This window comes from Actinoplanes lobatus, from assembly GCF_014205215.1.
GTDB classification, from domain to species: domain Bacteria; phylum Actinomycetota; class Actinomycetes; order Mycobacteriales; family Micromonosporaceae; genus Actinoplanes; species Actinoplanes lobatus.
Genome location: NZ_JACHNC010000001.1, coordinates 8667516 through 8692871, shown reverse-complemented (window position 1 = coordinate 8692871; position 25356 = coordinate 8667516). Strand labels below are relative to the sequence as shown.

The 25356-nt window shown below is 72.2% G+C and carries 21 protein-coding genes; 11 read left to right on the top strand and 10 right to left on the bottom strand.

Going from position 1 to position 25356, the window contains the following annotated elements:
• Positions 1–2: 2 nt before the first annotated feature.
• Complete coding sequence (efeU, locus tag BJ964_RS39615) at positions 3–830, bottom strand: iron uptake transporter permease EfeU (RefSeq protein ID WP_188125458.1); 828 nt, start codon at positions 828–830, stop codon at positions 3–5.
• Between the two features lie 130 nt (positions 831–960).
• Between efeU and BJ964_RS39610 the strand changes: the two genes are divergently transcribed.
• Positions 961–1887, top strand: coding sequence for a M56 family metallopeptidase (locus BJ964_RS39610; RefSeq protein WP_188125457.1), 927 nt, complete (start codon positions 961–963; stop codon positions 1885–1887).
• On the opposite strand, the gene BJ964_RS39605 is transcribed toward BJ964_RS39610, so the two are convergent.
• Entirely contained in the window at positions 1864–2232 is a 369-nt protein-coding gene (locus tag BJ964_RS39605; RefSeq protein WP_188125456.1) for a BlaI/MecI/CopY family transcriptional regulator, read from the bottom strand. The genes BJ964_RS39610 and BJ964_RS39605 overlap by 24 nt on opposite strands.
• A gap of 65 nt (positions 2233–2297) precedes the next feature.
• Here BJ964_RS39605 and BJ964_RS39600 point away from each other — a divergent pair, with 65 nt between their 5' ends.
• From BJ964_RS39600 to BJ964_RS39590, 3 genes are read left to right on the top strand one after another with little or no spacing between them, the layout of a single operon-like run.
• A complete protein-coding gene (locus BJ964_RS39600) occupies positions 2298–3332 on the top strand; it encodes an AraC family transcriptional regulator (protein WP_188125455.1) in 1035 nt (344 codons plus the stop codon).
• A gap of 18 nt (positions 3333–3350) precedes the next feature.
• Positions 3351–4811, top strand: coding sequence for a flavin-containing monooxygenase (locus BJ964_RS39595; protein WP_188125454.1), 1461 nt, complete (start codon positions 3351–3353; stop codon positions 4809–4811).
• Entirely contained in the window at positions 4808–5962 is a 1155-nt protein-coding gene (locus tag BJ964_RS39590) for a zinc-binding dehydrogenase (protein WP_188125453.1), read from the top strand. The genes BJ964_RS39595 and BJ964_RS39590 overlap by 4 nt, the downstream gene beginning before the upstream one ends.
• Before the next feature lie 1024 nt (positions 5963–6986).
• Here BJ964_RS39590 and BJ964_RS39585 read toward each other — a convergent pair.
• From BJ964_RS39585 to BJ964_RS39575, 3 genes are all read right to left on the bottom strand, one after another.
• Complete coding sequence (locus BJ964_RS39585; RefSeq protein ID WP_188125452.1) at positions 6987–7346, bottom strand: hypothetical protein; 360 nt, start codon at positions 7344–7346, stop codon at positions 6987–6989.
• 157 nt (positions 7347–7503) lie between these two features.
• Entirely contained in the window at positions 7504–8097 is a 594-nt protein-coding gene (locus BJ964_RS39580; RefSeq protein ID WP_203832649.1) for a PadR family transcriptional regulator, read from the bottom strand.
• A 239-nt stretch (positions 8098–8336) separates the two neighbouring features.
• Complete coding sequence (locus tag BJ964_RS39575; protein WP_188125450.1) at positions 8337–8954, bottom strand: class I SAM-dependent methyltransferase; 618 nt, start codon at positions 8952–8954, stop codon at positions 8337–8339.
• A gap of 127 nt (positions 8955–9081) precedes the next feature.
• On the opposite strand from BJ964_RS39575, the gene fxsT (BJ964_RS39570) reads away from it, so the two are divergent.
• The 4 genes from fxsT (BJ964_RS39570) (at position 9082) to BJ964_RS39555 (ending at position 14661) form a co-directional block, all read left to right on the top strand.
• Positions 9082–11814 (top strand): FxSxx-COOH system tetratricopeptide repeat protein, encoded by a 2733-nt coding sequence (gene fxsT / locus BJ964_RS39570; RefSeq protein ID WP_188125449.1) that lies wholly within the window; start codon positions 9082–9084, stop codon positions 11812–11814.
• Between the two features lie 197 nt (positions 11815–12011).
• On the top strand, positions 12012–12206 hold the full coding sequence (locus tag BJ964_RS39565) for a hypothetical protein (RefSeq protein WP_188125448.1): 195 nt from the start codon (positions 12012–12014) through the stop codon (positions 12204–12206).
• 5 nt (positions 12207–12211) lie between these two features.
• Positions 12212–13417 (top strand): FxsB family cyclophane-forming radical SAM/SPASM peptide maturase, encoded by a 1206-nt coding sequence (locus BJ964_RS39560; RefSeq protein ID WP_229806950.1) that lies wholly within the window; start codon positions 12212–12214, stop codon positions 13415–13417.
• The gene (locus BJ964_RS39555) at positions 13414–14661 is read left to right on the top strand and encodes an HEXXH motif domain-containing protein (RefSeq protein WP_188125447.1); all 1248 of its coding nucleotides are present in this window, start codon (positions 13414–13416) and stop codon (positions 14659–14661) included. The genes BJ964_RS39560 and BJ964_RS39555 overlap by 4 nt, the downstream gene beginning before the upstream one ends.
• 16 nt (positions 14662–14677) lie before the next feature.
• On the opposite strand, the gene fxsT (BJ964_RS39550) is transcribed toward BJ964_RS39555, so the two are convergent.
• From fxsT (BJ964_RS39550) to BJ964_RS39530, 5 genes are all read right to left on the bottom strand, one after another.
• A complete protein-coding gene (fxsT, locus tag BJ964_RS39550; RefSeq protein WP_268248022.1) occupies positions 14678–17569 on the bottom strand; it encodes an FxSxx-COOH system tetratricopeptide repeat protein in 2892 nt (963 codons plus the stop codon).
• A gap of 134 nt (positions 17570–17703) precedes the next feature.
• Entirely contained in the window at positions 17704–18192 is a 489-nt protein-coding gene (locus BJ964_RS39545; RefSeq protein WP_188125445.1) for a cupin domain-containing protein, read from the bottom strand.
• Positions 18193–18202: 10 nt separating this feature from the next.
• Positions 18203–19243 (bottom strand): NAD(P)-dependent alcohol dehydrogenase, encoded by a 1041-nt coding sequence (locus BJ964_RS39540; RefSeq protein WP_188125444.1) that lies wholly within the window; start codon positions 19241–19243, stop codon positions 18203–18205.
• Positions 19244–19246: 3 nt separating this feature from the next.
• Positions 19247–19714 carry a DUF4334 domain-containing protein gene (locus BJ964_RS39535; RefSeq protein ID WP_188125443.1) on the bottom strand — a complete coding sequence of 156 codons (468 nt, stop codon included), beginning with the start codon at positions 19712–19714 and terminating at the stop codon, positions 19247–19249.
• Positions 19715–19784: 70 nt separating this feature from the next.
• Positions 19785–20774: a hypothetical protein gene (locus BJ964_RS39530; RefSeq protein WP_188125442.1), complete on the bottom strand. Its 990-nt coding sequence runs from the start codon at positions 20772–20774 to the stop codon at positions 19785–19787.
• A gap of 98 nt (positions 20775–20872) precedes the next feature.
• Between BJ964_RS39530 and BJ964_RS39525 the strand changes: the two genes are divergently transcribed.
• The 3 genes from BJ964_RS39525 to BJ964_RS39515 are packed head-to-tail and all read left to right on the top strand — an operon-like array spanning position 20873 to position 25355.
• On the top strand, positions 20873–21475 hold the full coding sequence (locus tag BJ964_RS39525) for a TetR/AcrR family transcriptional regulator (protein ID WP_188125441.1): 603 nt from the start codon (positions 20873–20875) through the stop codon (positions 21473–21475).
• 46 nt (positions 21476–21521) lie between these two features.
• Positions 21522–23534 carry an NAD-dependent DNA ligase LigA gene (gene ligA / locus BJ964_RS39520; protein WP_188125440.1) on the top strand — a complete coding sequence of 671 codons (2013 nt, stop codon included), beginning with the start codon at positions 21522–21524 and terminating at the stop codon, positions 23532–23534.
• Positions 23535–23576: 42 nt separating this feature from the next.
• Positions 23577–25355, top strand: coding sequence for a hypothetical protein (locus BJ964_RS39515; RefSeq protein WP_188125439.1), 1779 nt, complete (start codon positions 23577–23579; stop codon positions 25353–25355).
• Position 25356 lies beyond the last annotated feature (1 nt).

Here is a 25356-nt window from a genome sequence, read left to right as displayed (position 1 = left end):
TCCTAGTGCTGGGGGGCGGGAACCGCGGTCGTCGCGGGACGGAGGAAGAGCACGAGCACGGGTACGGCGTACGCGATCCAGGCGACGGCTTCCACGACACTGGCCGTGGGCGTCACGTTGAACATGCCGGTGAGCAGGGCCGTGTACCACGCGGACGGGTCGAGGGCGGCGCTCACGTCGTACGCCAGGGTGTTCAGTCCCGGGAGGACGCCGGATTCCTGGAGGTCGTGGACGCCGTACTTGAGGATGCCGGCGGCGACCAGGATGAGCAGGACCCCGGTGACGGTGAAGAAGACGGTGAGGTTGATCCGGACGGCGGTCGCGTACATCAGATAGCCGATCGCGACGGCCGTGAGGATGCCGGCGGTGAGCGCGTAGAGCGGCTTGCCGTCGAGGTCGGCGCCCTGCACCGCGGAGTAGAAGATCAGCGACGTCTCCAGGCCCTCGCGGACCACGGCGAGGAACGCCATCACGGCGACCGCGATCGATCCGAGGGCGAGCGCGTCGGTGAGTTTCCCGCGCAGCTCACCGCTGATCGACCGGGCGGCCCGGCGCATCCAGAAGATCATCCAGGTGACGAAGCAGACCGCCAGGATCGACGTGACCGCCTCGAACAGCTCCCGCTGGTCGTAGTCGCGCAGCAGGGTGGTGGAGGTGTAGCTGAGCAGCGCTCCGAACCCGATGGACAGCGTCACGGCGGCGGCGACGCCGCCCCACACCTGGGGGAGCCGGTCGGTGCGGCCGGACTTGACCAGGAACGCGATCAGGATGCTGACCACCAGGGTGGCCTCGAGCCCTTCGCGCAGGCCGATGAGGTAGGTGGCGAGCATGTTCCTCTTCTCCGATAAGGATTGCCTTACCTTGGTTCTACAGACTGTAGATTAGGGTTGCCTGCCCTCACTGTCCAGGGTCACCGCCACCACGTGCGACACTCCGAATCGAATCGGTGAGGGAGTCGCGGTGTTCGATCATTTCGTCTGGGAGATCCTGATCTGCCCGGTTCTGGTGGTGGTTGCGATCCGCTACCTGGCCGACCGGCTGCGCCCCGAGGCCGCCGCGTTACTGCTCGTCACCTCACTGACGGCGGCCGCGGCCGGCTGCCTGGTCACCCTGGGCGCCTTCGCCCTCAAGGCCGTCGCCGAGCTTCCGCTCACCGCGTCCCTGCTGCACGTTTCCGACGCGTACGTCCGTGCCGACACCGACAGCGAACCCTGGGTGTCCTGGCTCTCCCTGGCGCTGCTGGCGGCCGCGCTCACCGGCGTCGCCCGGGTCTGGCGCACCCACCGCCGCGACACCGCCTACGCCCGCCGCTACACCGGCCTGCCCACCGTGGACGGCCAGGTGGTGGTCCTCGACGACGACCGTGCCGAGGCGTTCGCGGTCCCCGGCGGCGACGGCCGGATCGTCGTCACCACCGGCATGCGCGACGCCCTCGACGACATCCAGTACGCCGCCCTGCTCGCCCACGAACGCGCCCACCTGCGCTCCCGGCACCACCGGCTGGTCCTGCTCGCCCACCTGTCGGCCGCCGTCCACCCGGTGTTCCGGCTGCTCACCCGGCACATCGACCACCTGGTGGAACGGGCCGCCGACGAGCGCGCCGCCACCGAACTGGGCGACCGCCGCGGGGTGGCCCGGGCCATCGCCACGGCCGCCCTGGTCAGCGACAGCACCCATCGCGTCGGCAGTCTCCGGATGGCGCCGCCCTCACCCGACCTGAGCCGCGCGGGCGCCGTACCCCGGCGGGTCGCCTCGCTGATCACCCCGCGCCGCAACCGTCCGCTCCCGGCCCTCGCCGTGCCGGCGGCGATAGCCGTCTTCTCCCTGGCCTGGACCGTCGAGTGCGTCGTCGACCTGGGCGAGCTACTGATCGCCGCCCGGCTCTAGCAACCGGCGCAGCAGCTCCTCGTCGCCCGGCGCCAGACCGGCCACGAACCGGCGCAGCACGGTCGCCCGGTCGGTGCCGGCGCCCAGCGCCGCGCTCATCCGCTCCGCCGCGACCGACGCCTCGTCGGTGAGCGGCGCGTACCGGAACGACCGCCCCTCGCGGTAGCGGGCCGCCCGGCCCTTCTCGTGCATCCGGGTCAGGATCGTCACCACGGTGCTGTACGACAACGGGGCGGCCAGCCGCTTCTGCACGTCCCGCGGCGTCAACGGCTCGCTCGCGGCGACCAGGACACGCAGGATCTCGGACTCCAGGGCGCCGGCGGGGCGGCGTGCATCGGGCGGCACGCACGCAGCCTAACGGTGGCCGGAAAGTGTTGACGGGCCTCGCCCGGGTCCCGAGACTGCTGCACATGGCGACCGTCCGCGCAGCCGGGATCCGGGGCTTCGCCGGGGTCGTGCGCGGTCTCGGCGCCGACCCCGCGCCACTGGTGCGCGCCGCCGGCCTGGACACCGCCGTCCTCGACCACGACGACGTACCGATCGCCGACTGGCGGCTGGCCGCCCTCCTGCAACACTCGGCCGAACGGCTCGACTGCCCCGACCTGGGCCTGCGGATGGCCGCCCGGCACGACCTCGACACCCTCGGGCCGCTCGCCGCCCTGCTGGCCAACTGCCGCACCGGCGCCGACGCCCTCGCCGCCACCGAGCGCTACCTGGCCGTGCACAGTGACGCCCTGCGCGTCGACCGGATCCCCGACCCGGACGGGCGGCCCGGCGTCACCGCGCTGCGCTACCGGCAGACCCGGGCCGGGCTGCGGCCGGTGCAGGCCACCGACGCGGGGATCGGGTTCCTGCACCGGGCGATGCGGCGGCTGTTCGGCGGCGACTACGGGCTCATCGACGTCCGGCTGGACTATCGGCCGACCGCGGACCCCGGCGCGTACCTGCGGTTCTTCGGGGCGCCGGTCCGGTTCGGCGCGCCGGAGTCACTGCTGCGGGTGCCCGACGAACTGCTCACCCGGCCGGTCGACGGCGCCCGCGAGGAACTGCGCGACCGGGCCGAGTCCTACCTGCGGATCATCCTGCCCGGGGCGGACGACATGATCGGGCGGATCCGGGCGGTCGTGGGGGAGTCACTGGACTTCGGCCCCGTACCCATCGAGATCCTGTCGAACCGTCTCGCCCTGCACCCCCGGACGCTGCAGCGACGCCTCGCCCAGCTCGGGACCACATATGCCGGGATCGTCGACGACGTGCGGCGCGACCGGGCCCGGCTCTACCTGACCGGGACGCGCCTGCCGTTCCACCACGTGTCGGCCCGGCTCGGATTCGCCGAACAGGCCACCTTCAGCCGGGCCTGCCACCGCTGGTGGGGCGTGCCGCCACGCCGGGTCCGCGCACCCGGAAGCCGTATTGTCGGGCTGAGTCAAGTTTCCGGCGGGTAACGGGAGCACGATCGCGGAATGACGGACTCGCACGTCGACGTGCTCATCATCGGGGCCGGGATCTCCGGGATCGACATGGCCCACCGGATCAGCGAGCGGTGCCCGGAGCTGACCTACACCATCGCCGAGGGCCGCGACCGGCTCGGCGGCACCTGGGACCTGTTCCGCTATCCGGGCGTGCGGTCCGACTCCGACGTCTACACGCTGTCCTTCCCGTTCCGGCCGTGGACCGGCGAGAAATCCATCGTCGACGGCGGTTCGCTGCTCACCTACATCGAGGAGACGGCGCGGGCGACCGGCGTCGGCGAGCACATCGAGTACGGCACCCGGATCGTCTCCGCCGACTGGGACAGCGCCGCCGCCCGCTGGCGGGTGACCGCCACCCGGGGTGGCGAACGGTTCGGCTACGTGGTGCGGTTCGTGGCCTTCTGCACCGGCTACTACGACTACGAGGACCCGTACGACCCCGAGTTCACCGGCGACTTCGCGGGCCAGGTCGTCCACCCGCAGTTCTGGCCGCCGGATCTCGACCACACCGGCAAACGGGTCGTCGTCATCGGCTCCGGCGCCACCGCGGTCACCGTCGTCCCGGCGATGGCCCGCGACGCCGCCCACGTCACGATGGTGCAGCGCACACCCACCTACGTGCTGGCCCAGCCCAGCATCGACATCATCGGGCGAGGGCTCGCCAAGGTGCTGCCGGCCGGCGCCGCGCACCGCATCACCCGCGCCAAGAACACCGTCATGCAGTGGGCGCTGTTCCAGGCCTGCCGCCGCTGGCCGGACCGGATGCGGGCGCTGCTGCGCAAGGGGGCGGTGGCGCAGGTCGGCTCGGCGGACATCGTGGACGAGCACTTCCGGCCGCCGTACGACCCGTGGGAACAGCGGCTGTGCATCGCCCCCGACGGCGACCTGTTCAAAGCCATCCGCTCCGGCGACGCGTCGGTGGTCACCGGGCGCATCGAACGGTTCGTGCCCTCCGGTGTCCGCCTGGAGAACGGCTCGACTGTGGAAGCCGACATCATCGTCACCGCCACCGGGCTTCGGCTGCGGTTGCTCGGCGGCATCGCGATCAGCGTCGACGGGGTGGCCGCCGACCTGTCGCAGTCGCACGCCTACCACGGGACGCTGCTCAGCGGGCTGCCCAACCTGGCCGTCTGCATCGGCTACATCAACCTGTCCTGGACCGTCCGTGCCGACCTGACCGCCCGGTTCGTGGCCCGGCTGCTGCGCAAACTGCTCGACACCGGCGCCGACAGCGTGGTGCCCAGCCCGCCCGCCGACCTGGGGCCGACCGGGCCGTTCATGGACATGCAGTCCGGCTATCTGGCCCGCGCCGCTGACCTGATGCCCCGGGTGACGCGCCGCTACCCGTGGGCGTTCCGGCAGAACGTGCTGCTGGACTCGTGGGCCACCAACCGGGCCAAACTCGACGAGGGCCTGGTTTTCGGCCGGGTGCGTGCGGAGGTGGACGCGTGAGAGCGGTCATCCTCCACGACGGGAAGCTGTCGGTCGGTGAGGTGCCCCTGCCGGAACCGGGGCACGGTCAGATTCGCCTGAAGGTCACCCGTACCGGGATCTGTGGTTCTGATCTTCATGTCCGTCTCGACGCCGAGCCCAGTGCCGACGTGGCCGCCGAGGTCGGCTACCCCGACTTCATCCGCTCTTCGCATCACGTGGTGATGGGGCACGAGTTCACCGGCATCGTCGACGAGTACGGTCCCGGCTGCCGCCGCCGCTGGAAACCCGGCCAGGCGGTGGTCTCCCTCCCGCTGATCAAGCACGGCGACGACATCCACATGACCGGCATGTCGCAACACGCGCCCGGCGGCTACGCCGAATACCTGCTGGTCTCCGAGGCCGCCACCATGCCGGTCCCGAACGGCCTCGACCCCGGTCTGGCCGCCCTCACCGAACCGCTCGCCGTCGCCCACCACGCGGTCCGCCGCGGCGACGTGGCCAAGGACGACACCGCCGTGGTGATCGGATGCGGACCGATCGGCCTCGCCGTCATCCTCATGCTCAAGGCTGCCGGCGTCCGCCGGGTCGTCGCCAGCGACTTCTCCGGGCCGCGCCGCGAGCTGGCCCGCACCTGCGGCGCCGACATCGTCGTCGATCCGGCCGTCCAGTCACCGTGGGACGTGCTCGGCGACGACAAACGCCTGGTCACCAACGCGACGGCCCTCTACGGGGCGGGCATCGGCGCGATGGATGCCCTCCAGCGGATCCCCGGCGTCCCGTGGTGGACGGTCATGCGGCTGGGTCAGCGGTTCGGCGCCGGTCCGCGGGGCGCCGCCGTCTTCGAGTGCGTCGGCGTGCCCGGGGTCATCGAGGACATCGTCACCCACGCGCCGTTCCGGTCCCGCGTCGTCGTGGTCGGCGTCTGCATGCAACCGGACACCTTCCGGCCCACCATGGCCAGCAACAAGGAGGTCGACCTGCGGTTCTCGTTCTGCTACGACCCGGCCGAGTTCCGCGAGACCCTGCACATGGTCGCCCGCCGCCGCATCAACCCGCGCCCCCTGATCACCGGGGTCGTCGACCTGGACGGCGTCCCCGAAGCCTTCGACCAGCTAGCCAAAGCCGACAAGCACGCAAAAATCCTGGTAAACCCCCACAAAACCCCCTAATCTCGTACGCCCAGAGCCGCACCCACCCGCGACTCCACCTCATCCCGCCCCGCCCCGTCCCTCCGCCCCGCCCCGTCCCTCCGCCCCGCGCCGCCCATCCATCCGCGCGCCGCGCCGTCCATCCGCCCCGCGCCGCGCAGCCCATCCGCGCTCCGCGCCTCGCGCAGCCCATCCGCGCCGAGATCTTGGACGTTTTCCCACCGTTTTCGGTGGCCGATCGTCCAAGATCTCCACCCTCGTTCGTGTGGCTCGCTAAGTCGCCTCCCTCGTGGCCCCTGGTGTCCCGGCCGGCGTTGCCGACGCCGCCCGAGGCACGGCGATCTTGGACGTTTCCCCACCGTTTCCGGTGGCCGATCGTCCAAGATCTCCATCTCTGGCTGTGTGGCTTGCCTGCTTGCCTCCCTCGTTCTCGGCCTGACCTCCCGGCCGGCGCCGTCGGCGCTGCCCGAGGCTCGGGGATCTTGGACCTTTGCCCACCGCGACGGGTGGCCGAACGTCCAAGATTCCGGATGGCCTTCGGCTCGCTCGGTTGCTCACGCGCGCTGTCGCCCCAGGGCTGTGGATCTTGGGTCTTCCGTCACCCGTGGCGGTGGGAGGACGTCCAAGATCGGCGAGTGCTCGGGGAAGCGAGGGCGGAAGGGACGCGGGGCAGGGGAAGGGGCAGCGTGCCAGCGGGGGAGCGGGGGAGCGGGGGAGCGGGGGAGCGGGGGAGCGGGGGCAGCGGGAGCGGGAGCGGGAGCGGGAGCGGGAGCGGGAGCGGGAGAAGGAGGCAGCGGGGAGGGGGCGGGAGAAAGGGGCAGCGGGGGAGCGAGAGCTGGAGAAGGGGGAGCGAGAGCGGGAGAAGGGGGCAGCGGGGGAGCGGGGGAAGGAGGCAGCGGGGAGGGGAGCGGAAGAAGGGGAGCGGGGAGGGGGCGGGAACGGGGGGAGCGGGAGAAAGGGGGAGCGGGGAGGGGCGGGAGAAGGGTGGTGTGGGGTTGGGGCGGCACGGTCGCCGAGGGTGGCCGTGCCGCCTGCGGTGAGGGGATCAGGGGGCCAGGTGGGACTCGATCTTTTGGGCCAGGGTGGTGACGCCCTCACGGACCGTTCGGCGGTAGCCGATGAACAGGCGGTTCGCCAGGGGGACCGCCCATGCGGTGCGGCCGGCGATGTTGTAGACGCGGTACGTCACGGTCGTCCCGTCGGTGGACGGGGCCGCGCTGATCTCGCCGCGGTACCACCAGTGGCCCTGGAAGCCGACGATCCCCGGCCGATGGTCGACGTCCACGTAGGAGCGGGCCTCCTCGCTGCCGAGGAACGCGTCCAGTACCCAGCCGTCGTCGATGAGCGCCCGCACCCGCTCGATCCGCGCGCTGACCGGCGCCGAAGCCTCGAACAGAAGCTTCACGACTGCCGTACCAGTTCTGGTCATATTGATCCTCTCCGGGTCGCGCAGCCGCCCCCACTAGACTCGGAGCGCTGGAAACCGGGTCCCGTGGAGGCGCTGCTTCCTGTGATTCCGGCCCGGGGGGATCGTTGGCGCGGTCTCCCCGGGACGCTTCTCGTCAGCCGTCCTCCTGCAGGAGCGGCGTCACGTCGGCCACCTCGGCCATGTCGGCGGGCCAGGTGAGCCGGCCGGTCTCGATGTCCGCGGCGATCTCGGACACCCAGTCGCGCTCGGCGGTCAGCCTGCTCACCTCGTACTCTGTCTCGATCAGCAGGATGCGCGGCAGTTCCGGCACGGCGCCGGCGGCGGCCAGGCGGTCCTCCAGCCCGGCCTGGCGCTCGCGCAGCAGACCGGCGACCGTCTCCGGTGGCAGGCAGCCGGCGAAGCTCAGGGCCGCGGTGAGCAGCGACGAGTCCGGATCCGGCTCGCGCAGCAGCACCCCGATCCACTCCCGCAGGCGCGCCCGTCCCTGATCGGTGAGCGCGTAGACGGTCCGCTCCGGCCGCCCGGGCTCGCGCACCACGTCGCTGACCCGGATCTCGCCGCCGCCGACCAGCCGGTTCACCGCGTGGTAGAGGCTGCGCGGCAACCCGGTGACGAACGTCTTGTGGGTCTTCTCGATCAAGAGATGCATTTCGTACGCGTGCCGCGGCCCCGTCATCAGCAGGGCGAGCACCGTCAGCGATGCCAGATCCCGGTCGGTCTTACGCACGTCCCACCCCCCCATATGGCAGTTTGCAGTATTGCAGAATGCCATAGCGGAGCGCCAGCGTGCTTCCTGTGCCGCAGAAGGCCGGCAGGCCCGGAGCGACGGGACATCCTCATGCGCAGCCCGCTTCTGCAGTGAACCGGTTTCCGACCTGCCGTGACGCGCCCGTGCGTGACCGCTGACGAGGTGGCGGCCGCGCTCGCCGACCGTCGCCCCGGCGCGGAGCGGGAGCTGGACTTCACCTACAGCGGATCCGCACCGCCCACGACCCCGGCGTCGTCCTCGCCGCGCCGCAGCAGTAGTTGAATCCCGCTGGCCGGGTTGCCGTTCATCGTGGTCACGTCCAGGTGGCGCTCGGCGACCAGGTCGAAGCCGGCGAAGAGGCGGAGCAGGTGGTCGCGTTCGTGATGGCGGCACACGGCACCGTCCGAGGTGGTGAAGACCGCTGGGCGGCCGGGTCGCAGCAGCAGGTCGCTGACGTAGAGGAGGCCGCCCGGCGCCAGCAGCCGGGTGACTTCGGCGGCCAGCGCGGTCTGGGCCTCGTCCTCGGGTACGCAGGTGAGGACCGCGAAGAGCACGACGACGTCCGCGCCGGACGCGGGACGATCCACGGTCGGCGGTGACGCGATGACGCCGAGGTCGAGATCCGGGTGTTCCCGGCGGCCGCGGGCGATCACGGCAGGGGAGACGTCCACTCCGGACACGTCCGGGAAGCCGAGGGTGACGAGTTCGGCCATGGTCCGTCCGTAGCCGCAGCCGTAGTCGAGAATTCGCGCCGCCGGGTCGATGCCGGCCAGCCACGGGTGGTGCAGCGGATGGGTGAAGGTCTTGGTGGCGCCGACGGTGTCCCAGTAGGTCATGCCCGCCCACGCTAGCCTGGCGCGGCCGGGTTGTTGACAGGCGACCAGGCATGCCATTCTTGGTGGTCTCACCGCTGAACCGGCGTGCCATCTCCACAGCCATGCGACGTGCCTCGGAGCGTGCGGAGTGCCCATCGATCTGCCAGGCGTCGACCGAGTGCCGGAAGGCAATCATCGCAGGCTCCTGATCCGGCTGCACCGGCTGTACAACGTGGCGGGCCGGCCCGCCACCCGGGCGATCAGCCAGATGACCCGCAAGAACCCGCGCCTGGAGCCGGTGTCGCACGAGACCGTGAGCGCCCTGTTCCGCGGTGATCCGCTGCCCGCGTGGAGCAAGATCCGGTCGATCATCATCGTGTTGTGCCGGGCGGCGGATCAGCCGGTCGATGTGGACGAGGAACTGTCCGTCGGTGTCGAACTGTGCTCATCGGCCTCCCGGAACCCGGCGCCCCGGCCGGAACCCGGGCCGGAACCGGAACCGGAGCCCCACCCGCCGGTGGAGATCCGGCCGCCCGAGCCGGTGGCCGAGGTCATCGTGCACGGCCGGCTTCCGGAGCGGGACCCGTTCTTCACCGGGCGGGAACCCCAGCTCGACCTGATCCACGAGCATCTGACCCGGGATCCGCACGTGCCGGTGGTGGTTCACGGCCCGCTCGGTGTCGGCAAGACGCAGCTGATCGCGGAGTACGCCCGGCTGTACTCCCCGGAGTACCCGATCGTCTGGTGGGTGGACGCGCGGGATCTCGACCGGGCCACCACCTCGCTGGTCGAGCTGGCGAAACGGCTGGGCATCACGCCGTCGCCGGACCGGCGGCAGACTCTCGACCGGTTGTTCGCCGCGTTCGGCCGGGCCCGCAACTACCTGCTGATCTTCGACGGGCTGCGCGGCAGCGACATCCGGGCCCTGATCCGCACCATCAGCGGCAGCGTCATCGTGACGACCCGGGACGCGACGTGGGCGCGCGACAGCGCCTACCGCGATGTCGAGGTGCCCGACTTCGACCCCGGCGAGGTCGCCCAGTACCTGCGTAAACGTGGACGGGACGCGGCCGCGGCCGATGCGTTCGGGCGGATGCCGCTGGCGCTCGCCGAGTTCTGCCGGCACCCGTCCACACTGTCGGCCGGCCCACCGGTGCTGGCCGAGGTGCGGTCGGCGCTGGCCCGGCTCGGCCGCGATCCGGGGACGGTGCGGCTGTTGACGCTGCTGGCCGGGTTCGGGGCCGGCCCGGTCCAGGTGCCGCTGCTGGCGACGGCCGCCCGCCGGGAGGTGCCGGCCGAGCTGCGGGCGCTGCTCAAGGACCAGATCGCGCTGCGCCGCCGGCTGGCCGAGCTGGTGCAGGCGGGGCTGGCCCGGCGTAGCCCGGAGGACGGCGTCGAGATCCCGGCGCTGATCCGTCTCGCGGTGCGTGACCTGCTGCCGGAGGCGGCCGGGGAGCGCATCCGTGACCACGTGCGGGAGATCCTGGTGGCGGCCGATCCGGGGCATCCGGAGGACCGGCGGACCTGGCCGACCCACCGGGCCATCGCGGCGCACGTCGGGCCGGCCGAGCTGGTCGACTGGCACCATCCGGCGGCGTACCGGACGGTGCGGCACCAGATCCGGTTCCGGTTCCTGGACGACGACATCGCCGGGGCGCGGCGGCTCGGCGAGCGGGTGGAGACGGCCCTGTCGGTGCGGTCGGCCTCGGCCCGGACCGACGAGGCGGTGCTCCAGATCCGGCGGTACCACGCGAACGCGCTGCGGGCGGCCGGGCGGTACACCGAGGCGGAGGCCCTGACCGCGGAGATGACGGCCCGGCTCGCGGCCGATCCGGCGTACACGGATCATCCGGTGGCGCTGGACCTGGCCCGGGGGCGGGGGCACGATCTGCGGATCGCGGGCCACTACCAGCGGGCGTTCGAGCTGGACGAGGAGACCCTGCGGGGGCATCTGCGGTTCTTTCCGGAGGACGACTACCGGACCTCGGCCAGCCGGTACAACCGCGGCGTGAGCATGCGGCTGCTGGGCCGGTTCAGCGACGCGTACGTGGACGACCAGGACGCCTATGTGCGGTTGCAGGCGCGCGTCGGCGTACCGGATGGGGCTTTTCATCGTCTTTTGAATGCCATAGCCGAGGACCTGTACGGGTTGGGCCGCTACCGGGAGATCGGACGGCGGCTGACCGCGGTGCTCACCCACGGCAGCGGCCGGGAGCTGCTGCGGGCCCGCCGGATGAGCGGGGTGGCGGCGCGGCGGCTCGGTGATCCGGGCGGCGCGGCGGAGGAGCTGGCCGCCTGCCATCAGGCCTGCCTCGTGCGGGTCGGCGTGGCCCGCGAGCTGACCCTCGCGGTGGCGATGAGCTGGAGCGGTGCGCTGCGCGAGTTCGGCCGGCTGCGCGAGGCGCTGGACGTCGCGGAACGCGCCGAACAGCAGTACGAGCAGGCGCTCGGAGCCGACAATCCGCTGGCCCAGGTCGCCCGGGTCAACGTGGTGGCGACCCTGCTGGCGATGGGCCGCGCCGAGCAGGCCCGGCAGATCGGATCCGAGGCGTACGTGGCGTTGCGCGGCCGTCTCGGCGCCGAGCACCCGTTCACGGTCGCGGCCGTGACCAACCTGGCGTCGGCGATGGCCCTGGAGGATCCGGCGTCGGCGCGCGGCATCTCCGAGGAGGCCTACCGCAGCGCCCGCGACGTCTACGGCGAGTCGCACCCGGACACACTGCTGGCGGCCGCCAACTTCGCGGCCGACGGCGGGGATTCCCCGTCACTGGACGCGGTGCTCGGCGGTCTGCGGCGCAGTCTCGGACCGGACCATCCGGCCGTCCTGGAGGTGGCGCGGGGCGTCCGCGCGATCGCCCACATCGAACCGCCCTCAGCCTGAGAACGTCTGTCAACTCTTGTCAGAAGGCGTCCGACATCCGATCTGTGGACCGGCGAAAACCGTAGCCTGGGACGGTCGCCCTCGTTTCCCCGTGGGGGCGACATAAACCGCGAATTGCCAGGTCAACCATATATTGACAGGGTTTGACAGGGGCTTCCGGCGCCGGAGCCGGGAGCGCCGGAGGAGGTCAGGTCACGATGAATGCTGCATCGGCGGAGGCGCCCAGCGAGGATCGGTGGATCCCGTTAGCCGATGTTTCCGACCTCCCGATCGCGTCGCTGGCGGCCGAGACCTCCGGAGTGCTCGGCCGGTCACTGCGGCAGGTGCTCGACGGTCTCGCCGACACCGACGGCGTGATCAGCGCGTTCGGTTCGTTCGTCGCCGAGGACTGACGGCCGTGGCCCCGGCGCCGCACGCCGCGGCTCCCTGGCCGTACGCCGAACTGGACGTGGCCGCCGTGCGCGCGGCCGGGCACCGGCCGGTCCCGTTCCGCGAGATGGTCCTGAAAGTGCACCAGAGGTGCAACCTGGCGTGTTCGTACTGCTATGTGTACGAACATCCGGACCAGACCTGGCGTGAGCGGCCGAGAACCATGCCCGACGAGGTGCGCGACGCGGCGCTCACGCGCTTCGCCGCGCACGCGCGCCGACACGGACTCACCCGCGTGCGGATCGTCCTGCACGGCGGAGAGCCTCTGCTGTACGGGCGGGAGCGTCTCGCCGAACTCGCGCGGTCGGCGCGCGCCGCGTTCCCGGACGGCTGCCGGGTCGACATCGGTATGCAGACCAACGGCGTCCTGCTCGACGAGCGGATCGTCGCCATGCTGCTGGAGAACGGCATCCAGGCCGGCGTCAGCGTCGACGGGGTGGCCGCCGACCACGACCGGCACCGGCGGACACCCGACGGCCGGGGCAGCTTCGCCGCCGTCGAGCGCGCCCTCACCCTGCTCCAGAAACCCGACAACCGGCCCGCGTACGCCGGACTGCTCTGTACCGTGGCCGCCGGAACCAACCCGCTGGCCTGCTACGAGCAGCTGCGCGCGTTCGACCCGCCGGCCATCGACCTGCTGCTGCCGCACGCCAACTGGGAGTCCCCGCCACCGCCGGTCGAGGGGCGCGCCACGCCGTACGCCGACTGGCTGATCGCCGTCTTCGACCGCTGGTACGCCGAGGAGGCGCCGCCCCGGATCCGGATCTTCGAGGACGCGCTCAACCTGGTCCTCGGCGGCGCGAGTCGCGGCGAACAGCTCGGCCTCAGCCCGTCCGGTGTCGTCGTGGTCGAGTCGGACGGCGCGATCGAGCAGGTCGACGCGCTGAAGAGCGCCTACGAGGGGGCCTGCGCCACCGGGCTGGACGTGTTGCGTCACGACCTCGACGAGGCGCTCGACCACCCCGGCATCGTGGCCCGGCAGATCGGCCGCGCGGCACTCGCCGACGAATGCCTGTCCTGTCCGGCCGTCGCCTTCTGCGGCGGCGGCCACTACGCCCACCGCTACCGGCGCGGCACCGGATTCCGGTCGCCGTCCGTCTACTGTGCCGACCTGCTGGCCCTCGTCGGCCACGTCTACGACCGTGTCGCCGTTTCCCTCGGGAGAAAATCATGACCGTCGCCGTCCACCAGCTGGCCCCGGACGCCCTCACCGCGCTGGCCGGCGGGCTCGGCGGCGCCGAGGCGATCCACGAGTTGCGCCGCACCCAGCTCAGCAAGCACCTGCTGCTCATCCGGTACCTGCTGGACCACGGCGGGCCGGCCGGTCTTCTGGAACGCGCCCGCCAGGCCGACCCGGCCGCGTTCCGCCGGGTGGTGGGGGACCCGCTCACCGGCGGCTGGGCGGCGATCGCCGGCCGGGCCGTCCTGGCGGGCGAGGCGTCGGCCGGGGACCTCGGGTACCTGTCGGCGATCGCCGTGGTCGCGGCCGCGCGCGCCGGCATCGACGGCTCGGTGGCCGTCCCGGTGCACCACGGGCTGGCCGTGCTGCCCGGCGTCGGCGCCATCGAGGCCGGGGACGCCGCCACGGTCGAGGTGAGCACCACCGGGGGGCGGCTGTTCCGGCTCAGCGGGGACGGCGTGGTCGCGCTTCCCGGCGGGCACGGCTGGCTGCCGGTGCGGCGGCTCACCGCCGACGCCTGTGGACAGTCGATCGACCTGGCCCTGGACGACCTGCACCCGTACCGGCACGGGCACCACGTGCCGCCCGCGAACCGGCTCGACGACGCGGAGGTGTCGCGCTGGCAGGAGACCTTCACCGACGCGTGGACGATACTCGCCACCTGCCTGCCGGAACGGGCCGCCGAACTGGCCGCCGGCCTGGAGACGCTGGTCCCGCTGCTGCAGACCGACCCGCGATCGGCCCGCAGCGCCACCATCCGGCACGCCTTCGGCGTCTTCGGCCTGACCCGCCCCGGCACGCCCGGCGACTTCGCGGTCACCCTCGTGCACGAGTTCCAGCACTCCAAGCTGAGCGCGATCCTCGACCTGGTCCAGTTGACCGATCCGGCCGACGACCGGCGGTACTTCGCGCCGTGGCGTACCGACCCGCGGCCGCTGCCCGGACTCTTGCAGGGCGTCTACGCCTTCGCCGGGGTCGCCGACACGTGGCGGGCGCTGCGTGGCACCGTCGCGGTGGCCGAGGCCCGTTTCGCCGAGACCCGGTTGCAGGTGGACCGCGGGCTCACCGCCGTCGAGGAGTCCGGGTCGCTGACCGCCGACGGTCTGCGTTTCGCGGCCGAACTGCGCCGCACCGCCGACCGGCTGCTGGCCGAACCGGTCCCGGACGCCGTGGCCCGCGACGCGCACGACACGCTCGCCCGGATCCACGGCGCCTGGCAGGATCGCAACGGCCGGTAGCCCCCGGCCCGGCCGATCAGGTCGGCGGCGCCTCGATGTCGCCCTCGAGCCGCTGCCCGGCCGCGGCCGCCACCACCTCGGGATGGTTGGCGCCCAGCAGGCCGGTCAACTGATCCAGCGAGTCCCGGAAGAGTTTCGCGCCACGCGTCTCGGCGCCGGTGGCCCGCAGATCCTGGGACAGGTTGAGGGCCCGCATCAGTACGTACGGATGTTCCTGACCGCCGCGTGCCTCCGTGCCCTTGGCGTCGGCCTCCCGGCTCAGGCGCAGCATCTCCTCGGACAGCTCCAGCGCCGCCCGGTGCCGGCCGGCCAGCGCGTGGTCGTTGGCCAGGGACGTGCCGGCGCAGATCGTGTACGGGTGGTCCGAACCCAGTTTCACCTGCAACCGCGGGTACGCGTGCTGGTCCAGTCCGAACGCCTCCTCGAACAGCCCGGCGGCCCGCAGGATGATCGCCCGGTTCACCTCGGCGGCCAGGGTCAGCGGGTGGTCGTCGCCGAAGTCGTCGCGGTAGCGGGTCAGCGCGTCGTCGGCCAGCTCCGCCGCCTCCTGCAACTCGCCGGCCTGCCGCAGCACGTTGGACAGACTCACCGTGGCCGCCACCGAGAACTCGTGGCTGCGGTTGAACGGGGAGTTGAAGCGGTTGGCGGTGCGTTCGTGGTTGGTCCGCATCACTTCGAGCGCCTCGGCGAGCCGGCCCAGTTTCCGCAGGGTGATGGCGTGGGTCCGCTCGGACATCAGCACGAAGCCGTGCCGGGCGCCGAGCAGCCGCTCCTGCTCCGGCAGCCACTCCCGCAGCCGCTCCAGCGCGGCGTTGTAGTGGCCGAGACCGTAGAAGTCACGGGCCACGTTCATGTGCGTGCGGATCACGTTGGCGTCGACGATGCCCTGGTCGGCCCAGTGCGAGACGATCTCCTCGTCCAGTTTCAGCGCCTGCGCGAAGTCACCGAACAGCCGGTAGTCGACCGCCAGGTTGCCCTTCACCCGCAGCGTGTACGTCTCCTCGTCGCCGAAGACCTCCCGGTGCAGCCGGTAGCTGTCCTCGTCGAACGCCATCGCCTCGCGGTACTGGCCGGCGATGCGCATGTCGTGCCCGCGCTGGTTACCGGTGATCAATGTGTACGGATGCTCGGGCCCCAGCAACGGACTGCCCAGGAACCGGTTGTACGTGTCCAGCAGCAGCTCGGACGCCGTGCTGCTGTCACCCAGCGCCCGGATCGCGTTGGCGATCTGCGCCCGGGCCAGCAGGGTGGACTGCCCGTCTGGCCCGAGCAGCGGATCCGTCTCGTCCTTCGACCACTCCTCGGAGGCCCGGCTCGCCAGGGCCCGGCTGTTCTCGTAGTCGCCGACGATGTAGAGGTAGCGGGCGTGGTCGAGGACCGTCTGCCGGCCCTCCGGGGTGCCCGAGTGCACCATGTCCGCAGGCGTCAGGTGCGGGCCCATCTCGCTCTGCAGGGCCAGCTCGCCGACCTCGTCCGGGTCGCCCGGCTTGGCCACCGCCAGCAGCCGCTGCACGTTGCGCAGGGTCTCCTGGCGCACCTCCGGGTTGAGCGTGTCGCGCAGCACCCGCTGCACCAGCCGGTGAACCTGGAGCCGCGGTGTCCGGTCGCCGGCCGCCATCGCCGACGTGGACCGGCCGACCTGTTTGGCCAGACCGTACTTACGCAGCTCGCGAACCATCCGGCCGGTCGAGATCGAGTCGTTGAGCGCGGCCCGCAGCTCCGCGGTGAGCGCCGCGTTGGCGCCGCGCACCAGCAGCGACTGCCGGACCGGCTCACCGCCGAGGAACGCGAACAGGGCGAAGAACTGGGCCGCGGCCCGGTCGTTGTTGTCCAGTTTCTCCAGTGCGACCGACACGAACGCGGCGACGGTCAGCGGGTAGTCGGCGGGCTTGCCCTCGTTCAGCAGCTCGCTGCGCTCACCGAGCAACTCGATGTACTCCGGGACCGGCATGCCGGTCGCCAGATACCAGGCCGCCGCCTGCTCCAGGGCCAGCGGCAGGTCACCGAGCGCCTCGGCCAGCTCGTCCGCCTCGTCGTCCGAGATCGGCGCCAGCGAGCTGGAGTCCTGGGTACGCCGGGTGAGCATCTGCACGCTCTCGTCCCGCCGGAACACGTCGACCTCGATCGGGATGCCGATGTGGCTCCACTCCTCGATCCGGGTCGTCACGATCACGTGACCGCCGGTCGACGGGAGCAGCGGCGTCAGGTCGGACGGCTCGTCGGCGTTGTCGTAGACGAGCAGCCAGTCCCGGTCGTCACCACCGGCGGCCAGCCAGTTCAGCACGGTCCGGGCGGTCTCCTGCTGGTCGTCGGCGATCGGCAGGTCGATCCGCTGCGCCAGCTGGGTCAGCGCGGCGAGCACGGTGGACGACTGCTCCGCCGGGATCCACCAGATCAGGTCGTAGCGGTCGAGATTCCTGTGCACGTACTCGATGACGAGCTGGGTCTTGCCGACACCGCCGAGGCCCTTGAGCGTCGGCGGGAGGACCGAGGTGGTCGACTCCTTCGACAGCGTGGCGCCCAGCCGCTCCAGCAGCTCCACCCGGCCGGTGAAATTCCTGTTCCGGATCGGGATGTCGCCGACGATCCGCTCCTCCGGCCGGTAGACCCGGGGCCGGGACGGGCGGCTGCCCGCCGCGAGCGCCCCGAACCGGGCGGACGCGTCACCGGGATGCCAGCGGATCACGGTCTCGGCGAACAGGCGCAGACCGTTGGGCGCGGTGGAGGCCGCCTCCACGATGGCGGCGAGATCCTCGGCCGCGTCGTCCGAGCGGCGAATGCGCAGGGGAGCAGCGAGCATGCCGTTCAGTTCCTCGACGCGTGCGTCCCGCGCGGAGCGATCGGCCAGGCCTTGCACTTGAAGAAGGGTCTCGAGGAGCTTTTCACGGGAAAAGGCCAGGTCCGACACGGCTTCTCATTTCCGAAGGCGCGGATGGAGTTCGAACCGAAGGATATCCGAAATGGGTTGCCCACGGGGGTCGCGGAAAGCGCCGCATCGTGCCATCTCCGGCAAGCCGGTCCGGCCCCGCGGCGCTTCCGGCATCAGCCCTGGTCGATCCAGACGTTGTCGTGTTCCCGGTAGAACGCGGCCTTCTCGTCGTCGGTCATCTCGTCCAGGTGGGCCAGCCCCTCGAAGTAGCCCTCCCGCGGCGCGCCCGGTGAGAAGTGCAGCAGCATCGAGACCGGCGCGCCCGACCGGTTCTTGAAGCCGTGCACGCCGCCGATCGGCACATGCACCCAGTCACCCGGCTCCGCCTCGATCCACCGGTCCCCGTTGTAGATGCTCATGACCCCGGACAGGATGTAGAACGACTCGCTGATCGAACGGTGGAAATGCGGATTCGGCCCGGTCACCTCGGGCCCGCACTCCCACCGGTAGAGGCCGAAGAGGCCACCCGTGGACTCTCCGGTGGAGAGGTAGTGGACGCGTGTGCCGTTCGGGTAGACGAGCTCCGGTTTCGTGTCGGCGGGCCGGTGCCACGCGCTCTTCTCCCCGGTCTCACCGTGGTATTTCGGAGGCGGATATGTCATAGACCCATGTCTACCCGAAAGTGAGCACCGGTTTGACCACCTTGCCGGTGGCGGCGTCGTGTGCGGCGGCCTCGATCTCGGTGAACGGGTACTCGGTGACCAGCCGCTCCACCGGCAGACGGCCGAGCCGGTGCAGGTCGATGAGCTGCGGCAGGAAGGTGGCCGGGGCGGCGTCGCCCTCGATCACGCCACGGATCCGGATCCCGTTGTACATCACCGTCATGATGTCGAACTCGGCCTTCCCACCCAGGCCGACCAGGGCCAGCGTGCCGCGCCGCCGCAGCGCGCCGATCGCCCGGGTGATCACGTCGGGGCGGCCGGTGGTGTCGATCGCGTGGTGCGCGCCGGTCACGTCCGCGTCGGTCGCGCCGAGCGAGAGCGCCAGCTCCAGGCGGGCCGGGTTCGGGTCGACGGCGACGACCGTGCAGCCCAGGGAGACGGCCGCCATCACGGCGCTCAGGCCCACACCGCCGCAGCCGAAGACGGCCACCGTGTCGCCGGGGGAGGGGCGCAGCACATTGAGGACGGTGCCGGCGCCGGTCTGCACACTGCAACCCAGCGGTGCGGCGATCAGTGGGGAGAGCGCGGCGGGTACCCGTACCACATTGGTTTGGTATGCCAGGGCGTGTGTCGCGAAGCTGGACTGGCCGAAGAAGTTGCCGAAGACGGCGGAGCCGTCGAGGCTGAGCGGGCTGCTCCCGTCGGCCCGCGTGCCGCGCATGTTGAGATCGCTGCGCAGGCAATAGGCCGGATGGCCGCCGGTGCACTGGTCGCAGCCGCCGCAGCTGCGGTAACTGAGCGCCACCGTGTCGCCCACCCGGACCGAGCCGACCGCGGCGCCGACCGCCTCCACGACGCCCGCGCCCTCGTGGCCGAAGACCATCGGGGAGATCTTTTCCGGCCAGCGGCCGCGCATCGCCAGGTCGGTGTGGCAGATGCCGGCCGCGGTCATCCGGACCAGCACCTCGTCGTCGCGGGGTGGCTCCAGATCGACGTCACGGATGGTGAAGGCCGCTCCGGCCCGCTCGACGAGGGCCGCCTGGATGCGCACCGATCACTCCCGTTCGAGGACGAAGTAGTAGTGGCGGCCCTCGTCCAGGACGCCCTTGCCGTTCATCACGCCGAGCAGGGTGCTCGCGCCGGCCTGTTTGAAGTGGTCGAGCACCGGTTGGCCGTCGTAGACCATGGTGGCCGTGGTCTCGCCGCGGAACTCGACCGGCCACAGGCTGGCGCCGCCCTTGGCCCGTTCGACGTCGTCGAAGAGCTCGCCGCCGTCGGTGCGGCAGACCAGCGGCGCCACCTCGGTGAGGGAGTCGAACCGCTTGCCGTGCCAGCGGATCTTCGGCAGGTAGCCCTCGAAACGGTGGCCGCTGGCGAACTCGCTCCCGCACCAGGCGCCGAGGATGTCCTCGGGGCGCACCGGTGGCAGGGCCGCCCACAGGTCGTCGAGCTCGTCGATGGTGGTCGCGCCGCCGGCCGCGCGGATCTCGGCGAGGCGGAGGCGGGCAGCTTCGGCGTCCATGACCGGCCTTCCTTATTGGCGTCCCGCCAATATAAGCCGACGGGACGCCGGAAGGCGACAGGCCGGACTTTCAGGCCGCCGTAGTCGCGACCTCCCGGGCCTGCTCGATGGGTGCCGTCGCCGGGCGGCGGCGGGCACGCATCGCGCCGGCCGTGCAGAGCAGTGCGCCGACGGCGAGCCAGGAGAGCAGGACGACGACCGGCCGGGTGGCGGCGGCGCCGTCGAAGAAGGCGGTCGAGCGCAGCAGCGAACCGCCGGCGCCGGGCGGCAGCAGCTGGCCCAGCGCGCCGGACCAGCCGGGCAGCATCTGCGGGGCGGTCGCGGCGCCGGACAGCGGGTTGCCGATCAGCATCATGGTCGCCGCCCCGATACCGACGCCGGCCATCCCGAGCAGGGACTCCAGACCGAGCACGGTGAGCGCGGTGGCCGCGACAGCGAGCCCGACGGCGCCCGCGTTGGCGAGGTAGTGGCCACTCAGCGAACCCAGCCAGAACTGGAGGATCGCGGCCATCGCCAGGCCGCCGGTCACGGCGAACGCGAGCGCGCCGGCCATCCGGCGGCCGGTGCCGCGGACCCGGGCGGTGAGCAGGACGGCGGCCAGGATGCCGCCCATCACCAGCGGCAGGGCCCCGGCGGCCAGGCCGGCGCCGCGCGGGTCGTCGGCGGGCAGGGCGGCCAGATCGCGTACGGCGGTGGTGGGCGCCTGGCCCTGCTGGGCGAGCGCCGTGCCGAGGGCCTGGAGCGTCTGGGCGACCGCGGTGCTGGCGGCCGAGGCGGTGATCACCTGGGGCGTGCCGGAGGTGAGATCGATCGCGCCGTACGCCTCCCGGTCCTTGATCAGCCGCTCGGCGGCGGCCGTGTCGGTGACGGCGGTGACGTCGAACGCTCCCGGCAGGCGCTGCTCCAGCGCGGCGGTGACCTGCGCGACGGCGGGGGCCGGGCCGGCGACGGCGATCGGGACGTCGTGGACCGAGGACCGGACCGCCGGCCAGGCGAAGGCGGTGAGCAGCACGCTGATGATGACCGTGAGCAGCCCGACCGTGGCGGTGACCTGCTTCATGGTGGCTCCTTCGATAAAGTGAACGGTTGTTCGTTTTAAACGATGGGCCGAGTGCCGGGTGTTTGTCAAGAACGGTCGTTCGTTTTAGCGTGGGACGTATGCCACGCGTCACCGACGAACACCGGGCCGGGCGCCGCGCCGAGATCCTCGCCGCGGCCGCCCGGGTCTTCGCCGTCAAGGGGTTCCACGGCGCCTCGATGGCCGACCTGATCACCGAGTCAGGGCTCTCCGCCGGCGCCGTCTACAGCTATTTCCGCAGCAAGGAGGAGCTGATCGCGGCGGTCGCCGACCTCGCGCACGCCACCGCCGACGACGTCTTCGGCGCGCTGCTCGCCGACGGGGCCGTGCCGTCCCCGGCCGACGCGGTGGCCGCGATGATCACGGCGATCCACGAGCGGCTCGTCGACGGGCCGCTACCGAGCGTGGACATCACCCGGCTCGGCGTACAGGTGTGGGCCGAGGCGCTGCGCAACCCCGAGGTGTACGACCGGGCCCAGTGGGTGGTGCTGCGACTGCGTGGCCACTGCGCCGAGGTGGCCCGCCGCTGGCAGGCCGCCGGCAACCTGCCGGCCGGCACCGATCCGGACCAGATCGGCGCGGCGATGCTCAGCCTCCTTCAGGGGTACGTGCTCCAGCGCCTGCTCGTCCCGCTGACCGACCCGTCCGGTTACGTGTCCGGAGTGCGGTCACTGCTGGGTTGAAACCCGGCTGACAAATTTTGTCGGACCCCGGCCGTACCCTCCTGGCATGGTCAATCGTTCACCTGCCCCCGGCATCGCCGCGTTCGCCTCCCGAGCCGAGTTCGACCAGGCCGTCGAGTCGGCGCGGCACGCGGCTCAGGCGTATTACGACACCGGCGACGCGGTGATGACCGACGCCGAGTACGACGTGCTCGCCGACCGGATAGCCGCCGCCCTCGCCGGGCATCCGGACTGGGACGACAAGGGCATCACGACCGCCGTGGCCGCGGGGGCCTCGGCGGGCGGCGACGTCCGGCACCCCACCGCGATGCTCTCCCTCGACAAGATCAAGACGCCGGAGGAGGTGGCCGCGTTCGTCGCCACCCTCGGCGGCGACGGGTGCCTGGTCGAGGTCAAGCTCGACGGCCTCGCCCTCCGCGCGGAGTATGTGGCGGGTCGCCTCGTGCTGGCCGCGCTGCGCGGTGACGGCGCCACCGGCGAGGAGGTCACCGCCCAGGTCCGGCGCGGCGTGGCCGGGCTGCCCTCCGAGCTGGCCACCCCCTGGACCGGCGAGGTGCGCGGCGAGGTCTACATGACCGTGGCCGACTTCGAGGCGGCCGGCGCCAACCGGGTGGCCGCCGGCGGCAAGGCCTTCGTCAACTCGCGGGGCGCGGTCGCCGGGGCGATCCGCAGCATCGACCGGGCCTACGAAGCCCCCATGACCTTCGCGACCTACGAGATCACCGGCGAGGGGGTCGACCCCTCCGGCAGCCACCTCGGGCGGATGGCGCGGGCCGAGGAGCTCGGCTTCCCGGCCGCCTGCCGGCTCATCGACGGGGTCGGCGGCGAGCTGTTCACCGCCGAGGAGGTGATCGGGGCCATCGAGGCGATCGGGGCCCGGCGATCCGAGCTGGTCTTCCCGATCGACGGCGCGGTCATCAAGGCCGATGCCGAGAGCACCCGGCGGCGGCTCGGTCTCGCCTCCCGTACGCCGTACTGGGCGACCGCGTTCAAGTACCCACCGGACACCGCCTCCACCGTGCTGCGGGAGATCGAGGTGCGGGTCGGCCGGACCGGGCGGATCAGCCTGCGCGCGATCATCGACCCGGTGCAGGTCGGCGGCACCACCGTCACCAAGGCCACCCTGCACAACCCGCAGTGGGTCGCCGAGCAGGGCCTCGCCCTCGGGCAGACCGTCGCCGTCTGGCGGGCCGGTGACGTCATCCCCCGGGTCACCTCGCCGATCGGCGAGCAACCGCACGGCCTGACCCCGTGGGTGGCGCCCGAGGTGTGCCCACAGTGCGGCGAGGCGTGGGACAAGAGCAGCCTGCTCTGGCGCTGCCACACCGCCTCCTGCGCGGCGGCGAACGCGCTGGCCTACTGGTGCAGCCGGGAGGCCCTCGACGTCGACGGGGCCGGCGACTCGTTCTGCGACGCCGTCATCGAGGCGGGGCTGGCCCGCGACGTCGCCGACCTGTACGGACTCTCCGTCGACGACATCGCCGAACTGCCGGTCGGCAAAACCGTCGCCGGCGGGACGGTCATGCTCGGCCGGGCCAACGCGGAGCGGGTCGTCGCGGGGCTGGCGGCCAGCAAGGCGCAGCCGTTCAACCGGGTGGTCACCGGGCTCGGCATCCGGATGACCGGCCGCAGCGTCGGCCGCTGGCTGGCGGCGCGGTTCAAATCGATGACGGCGCTGCGGGCCGCCACCGTCGAGGAGATCGCCGAGATCGACAAGATGGGCCTCATCAAGGCCCAGCACGTGGTGGACGGCCTGGTGGCGATGAGCGACGTCATCGACCGCCTGGCGGCGTACGGGCTGACCATGGAGGTGATCGACGACGGCGGGGCGAAGCCGCTGGCCGGAAAGACGTATGTGGTGTCCGGCTCGGTGCCCGGCTACACGCGTACGACGGTGAGCGAGCGGATCGAGGCGCTGGGCGGGTCGGCCAGCAGCAGCGTCTCGGCGAAGACCACCGCGCTGGTCACCGCCGAGACCACCACCGCCAAGGCCAAGAAGGCGGCCCAGCTCGGCATCCCGGTGATCGAGCCGGAGGAGTTCGCGCGCATGCTCGCCTGACACCGGCTCGCGTCGAGATCATCAGGGCCCTATCCTGGCGCGATGCTTACCGAGGGTTACCGGCTCGCGTGGGAGTTCCGGCGAGTGCTGGCGGCCGTCCTGCTGCCGGTGGTGGCGGTCGCGCTGCTGGTGACGGCGGTGCTGGACCGGTTCGCAGGGGACCGGCCGACGGTCGCCTTGGCGATGCCCGGCGTGCTGGTGGCGGCCTGGATCGTCGGGCTGCTCGCCGGGGTCGGCGCCGTCGCACGCGGCCACGGTGTGGTGGGCGCCGTCCGGCGGGCGGTTGCGTTCCTGCCGGTCTTCGCGGTGGGGCTCGTCGCCGTCGGCGGGGCGGTCCACCTCGGCCTGCTGATGGTCGCCGGCAGCGGCTCGGTGCCGTTGGTGCCGGCCGTGCTCGCGGCGGGCGGGCTGGTCGCCTCCCGGCTGGTGCTGGCCGGGGTCGCCTGGGCGATCGGGGAGCGGGACCGGCCGGCGTCCTGGCGTGAGGCGGGGACGTTCCTGCTGGGTGGGGTGGTGGTGCCGGCGCTTGCGGCCTACCTCCTTCCGGATTTCGTGGCGGACTTCGTTCTGCTGCCTCTCCTGCTGGTCGCGCAGGTGGGCCTGAGCGCTTGCCTGCACATGCCGCGGAACCCGGCCGACGCGGTGGAGGCGGCTCTTTCGGCCGATCAGGGGGATCCGGCAGCGGCGGCCGTGGCGGGCCGGAGGGTCCGGGTCTGGCCGGGGGTCGCCATGTTCGCGGTCGCCGTGCTGGTGGCGGGCGGCCCGGCGGTGGCCGGGCGGTTCGGTGGGCCGGTCCGCACCAACGACGGGGGACCGAGCGGGCCGGTCGCGGTGACCTGGCCGGCCGGGCGGCATCCGGTGATCGTGACCGACGCCGGGGTCTGGTACTGCGACGACGACCTGTGCGAGGAGTTCACCGACGTCAACGGCGGCCCGCCGGCGATCGACGGGTGGGCCACGGTCGGGATCGGCGCCGACGGGACGGTCGTCAAGACGGCCGTCACCGGGGGACCGGACAAGGGCGGGCCGTTCCTGGACTATGGGCGCTGCGTACCGGAGGGGTGTCGGGAAGCGTGGCTGCCGGTGAGGGCGAGCGCCAAGGAGAAGCTCGACCCGATGGCGTCGGTGGAGGCCGCCGGTGCGCCGGCGCCGGACGGCTCGCTGTGGTTTTTCGTGGCCGCGCCGGCCGAGGGCGGGGAGCTGGGACGCTACCGGTTCCTACTGATCCGGTGCGCGGACATGGAGTGCGCCGAGCCGCAGCGGCACGAGATCGGCGTCACCGACCGGAGCCCGGAGGACGGCTACCGCAACGGCACACGCGCCCGCCTGACGATCGGCGCCGACGGGCGCCCGGACGCGGCGTTCTGGACCGGCATGAGCGTCCTGCGGTTCAGCTGTGACCCGGTGACCTGCGCGAATCCGCGCCAGACCGCCAACGACGGCGTCGCACCCCGGGGTATCTGGACCACCGCCGGCGACCAGATCGTGGCCTACTTCGACCAACGGCTGTTCCGCGGCACGGATCTGACGCAGGTCGCCACCGACAGCGCGAACGGCACCGGCGGCCTGGCCGTCGCCGGACTGTCGGTCTACGTGGCCGCCGCCCTGCCCGGACCGCCGGACCGGGGCTTCCACCTGACCATCGGCGAGCCGGCCCGGCACTGGCAGCAGACCGTGTGGCGGTGCACCGGCGCGACCTGCGACAGCGTGCCGATGGACCGGTACGACGGCGATCCGCAGCGTGAGCTGCTCACCGTTGCCGAGGACGGCCGCATCCTGCTGGTCCGTCCCGGGCGTGTCGTGCTGCGCGAGGCGCCGTAGG